The sequence below is a fragment of the Vibrio sp. 10N.261.51.A3 genome (assembly GCF_041471965.1).
Lineage (GTDB): Bacteria > Pseudomonadota > Gammaproteobacteria > Enterobacterales > Vibrionaceae > Vibrio > Vibrio crassostreae_C.
In genome coordinates this window covers 1-281 of record NZ_JBFRPK010000176.1, presented here as the reverse complement: position 1 = coordinate 281, position 281 = coordinate 1, and the positions used below count along the sequence as shown (strand labels likewise).

Genomic DNA, 281 nt, shown 5'->3' with positions numbered 1-281 from the left:
TGTCCCGTTCGTCTAGAGGCCTAGGACACCGCCCTTTCACGGCGGTAACAGGGGTTCGACTCCCCTACGGGATACCATTGGGTCGTTAGCTCAGTTGGTAGAGCAGTTGACTTTTAATCAATTGGTCGCAGGTTCGAATCCTGCACGACCCACCATTCTTTCTCCACGAAGGAATTAAAACTTTTAGTGGGCGATTAGCTCAGTTGGGAGAGCACCTGCCTTACAAGCAGGGGGTCACTGGTTCGAGCCCGGTATCGCCCACCATTCTCTAAATATTCTTG

3 tRNA genes are annotated in these 281 nt (G+C 52.0%); all 3 read left to right on the top strand.

Annotated elements, in window-relative coordinates:
• The first annotated feature begins 1 nt into the window (after window position 1).
• Window positions 2–77, top strand: a tRNA-Glu gene (locus AB4371_RS22605).
• Window positions 78–79: 2 nt separating this feature from the next.
• Window positions 80–155 (top strand) — tRNA-Lys (locus tag AB4371_RS22600).
• Between the two features lie 33 nt (window positions 156–188).
• Window positions 189–264: transfer RNA gene (locus AB4371_RS22595), tRNA-Val, on the top strand.
• Window positions 265–281: the final 17 nt, after the last annotated feature.